This window comes from Halomonas sp. KAO (assembly GCF_015595025.1).
Lineage (GTDB): Bacteria > Pseudomonadota > Gammaproteobacteria > Pseudomonadales > Halomonadaceae > Halomonas.
Map to the genome: position 1 here is coordinate 1 of NZ_JADNRL010000039.1, position 439 is coordinate 439.

General features: G+C 69.7%; 1 pseudogene. It reads left to right on the forward strand.

Annotation, left to right across the window (positions count from 1 at the left end):
• Positions 1-439 (forward strand): annotated as a pseudogene (locus IOC61_RS17505) (3-oxoadipyl-CoA thiolase); the annotation flags it as partial.

A 439-nucleotide genomic window follows, 5' to 3' on the forward strand; every position in this document is an offset into this window, starting at 1 on the left:
AACAGTTCAAGATCTCCCGTGAGGACCAAGACGCCTTCGCCCTGCGCTCCCAGCAGAAGGCCGCCGCCGCCCAGCAGGCCGGCCGCTTTGCCGAGGAGATCACCGCCATCGAGATCCCGCGGCGCAAGCAGGCGCCGCTGCTCTTCGACCAGGACGAGCACCTGCGCGAGACCACCCTCGAGAAGCTCGCCGGCCTGCCCACCCCCTTCCGCGAGGGCGGCAGCGTCACCGCCGGCAATGCCTCCGGGGTCAACGACGGCGCCGCCGCCATGCTGGTGGCCAGCGCCGCGGCGGTGGAGCAGCATGGCCTCACGCCCATGGCGAAGATCCTTGGCATGGCCACTGCCGGCGTCGAGCCGCGGATCATGGGCTACGGCCCGGTGCCGGCGGTGAACAAGCTGCTCGAACGTACCGGAGTCTCGCTTAACGAGATCGATGT